Source organism: Hymenobacter defluvii, from assembly GCF_017589435.1.
Classification (GTDB): Bacteria; Bacteroidota; Bacteroidia; order Cytophagales; family Hymenobacteraceae; genus Hymenobacter; species Hymenobacter profundi.
This window is the reverse complement of the sequence record NZ_JAGETX010000055.1, coordinates 1-2254: the sequence shown is the minus strand read 5'-3', so window position 1 is coordinate 2254 and position 2254 is coordinate 1. Positions and strand designations below refer to the sequence as shown.

Annotated in this window: 2 protein-coding genes; both read right to left on the bottom strand. The window is 46.9% G+C overall.

Annotation, left to right across the window (positions count from 1 at the left end; all coding sequences use genetic code 11):
- Nucleotides 1-187 precede the first annotated feature (187 nt).
- Nucleotides 188-1195, bottom strand: a complete 1008-nt coding sequence (locus J4D97_RS22760) for a PorP/SprF family type IX secretion system membrane protein (RefSeq protein ID WP_208309591.1) — start codon at nt 1193-1195, stop codon at nt 188-190.
- A gap of 259 nt (nt 1196-1454) precedes the next feature.
- Nucleotides 1455-2219 carry a uroporphyrinogen-III synthase gene (locus J4D97_RS22755; RefSeq protein WP_208309592.1) on the bottom strand — a complete coding sequence of 255 codons (765 nt, stop codon included), beginning with the start codon at nt 2217-2219 and terminating at the stop codon, nt 1455-1457.
- Nucleotides 2220-2254 lie beyond the last annotated feature (35 nt).

Below are 2254 nucleotides of genomic sequence, written 5' to 3'. Positions count from 1 at the left end.
ATTTTATGGAACGGCAAATTTACTCATTGAAGCGTACGCGCACAAGCCTTTCCTCTGACGCGTTGAAAAGACCGCGAGAAGTGCAACATTCGGTGAAACAGGAGGATAGCTCCTCAAGGTTCCCTACGGTTATCCTCTTCGTCTTTCTTACTCACCTAAACCGCGAAAACCCTGCCAGATATGAAGGCTAAAAACTGTAACGCGGCGTACGTACTGCTGGACGCGTAAAAATTCCGGGCTTGGGTAGGCGATACGATAACATCAATTCGACAGAGCTCAATGCCCTTGCATCTTGATTAAATGCAATAAGGTCATAAGCTAATCCAACGCGTGCAGCATTATCTTTTCCAAAACTGAATCCTACCAAGCCAGTAATGGATTCATCGTAGCGATAACCAATGCCAGCCCAATACCGGTCATTGACTGTAGCACGAATACCAGCTTCGTAAGAATTATTTTTGAAATTAAATTTATCGTTGTTTCCGAACTTACCCGGCAGCACCATTTTCATGAGTACGGTGGGCGTTACCACAACGGATGAAGATGCCTCAATATTGTAGCCAGCAGTCAGGTACGAATGATTTTCATTCAGATACCGAGCCGTTTCAGAAAGCTCCGCAGTAGGATCTACTGGTCGCGCTAGGTAGCGGTACCCATTTGCCCGCAGTAGGTTGTTTACGCTTACACCCACATAAAATTTAGGCGCTTCATACCATACTCCAGCGCCTAGGTCAAACTTTGCGTCAGAGCCTTCTATGGGCACTCTCGGGTCATTTAGATCGACGGGGCGGTAACCGCCCTGGCCTACGTGATTATAGATACCCTGAACCCCAATTCCCAGTCTAGCTTCGCCAATTTTGAAATGCTTGGAATAAGAGAGTTGGGCGTTCGTAGTTTTCAACACTGCTACTACGTCTCGGTATACCTGAATACCGATACCCCCACCCAAAGCAGGCACCGGCAACGAGGCCGAAAGCAAGTAGGTTTGGGGCGAACCACCATCATCAAAACTACCACTGTAGCCAAGGTATTGATAGCGACCCAACGCTGTAATTTCTCCTTGCCCTTTAATGCCTGCATAAGCAGGATTCAAGTAAAGGCCAACAAACGGATAGTGCGTAAAATTAGGCTGTTGCTGGGCAAAGGCAGTACCAGCGCAGGTGGATAAAAAACCGGCAAGTAAAATTCGCTTCATATAGCAACAGATTTAACGGAGCGTATGCCATAACAGGCTACACAGGTACGTTTTCAAATGTAGAAAAAAAACTCGGTCGCGTCTTTACGCTAAAACGCTCTGCTGTCAGATTAAGTGTCTATCTAGCCTTATGTTTTTGCCTGCTTAAATACACTTCCGAGACTGATTCGGTTACCATTTTGCATTGGTAAAACAGAAACCCCCTTCTCCAACGACTAATTGCTGGAAAAGGGGGCCGATACTATTCTGTTTCTTGCTTTTATTTGCTGCTTTTGAGGGCAGCAACAGCTTCGGCATTTCGACGAATATACTCTTCAATAGCACCCGTCATAGAGGGCGCATTAGGCATGGGGGCTTCAATATCCAACTCTAAACCTGCATCGCGGACAGCCTTTGCTGTGGTAGGACCAAATGCCGCAATGCGCGTACCGTCCTGTACGAAGTCGGGGAAGTTAACAAAGAGAGAACTGATGCCGGAGGGGCTGAAAAAAGCTAGGCAATCATACTTCACGTCGCTCAGATCCGACAGGTCGCTGGCAACAGTACGGTAGATGACCGCCTCCGTGAACTTGTAGTTGTTGGCCCGCATGAACTCCGGAATATCATCCTTGCGAATGTCAGAGCATGGGTACAAGAACTTTTCGCTTTTGTGCTTCTTGATGACTTCGAACAAATCAGATGCGGTACGGAGTCCAACGAATAGTTTCCGTTTCCGCAACACAATGTACTTCTGCAAATAGTTAGCTGTTTGCTCTGAAATGCAGAAATACTTCATTTCGGCAGGCATCTCAATTTTGGCTTCCTGGCAAATCCGAAAAAAATGGTCGACGGCATTGCGGCTGGTGAAGATGATAGCCGTATGGTCGAGGATGTTTACTTTTTCCTTGCGAAAGTCTTTATATGAGACAGGGTCAACCTGTATGAATTCGCGAAAATCAACTTTAATACCATACTTCTCCGCAATGGTAAAATAGGGTGATATGTCCCCGGTGGGCTTAGGCTGCGTAACGAGGATGCTGGCAATGCTTTTGGCATGCCGGCCCGTTCCCGGTTGGTCTT

Excerpts from the sequence above, each read along its gene's own strand:
- J4D97_RS22760 (WP_208309591.1), bottom strand. The coding sequence starts at position 1,195 with ATGAAGCGAATTTTACTTGCCGGTTTTTTATCCACCTGCGCTGGTACT.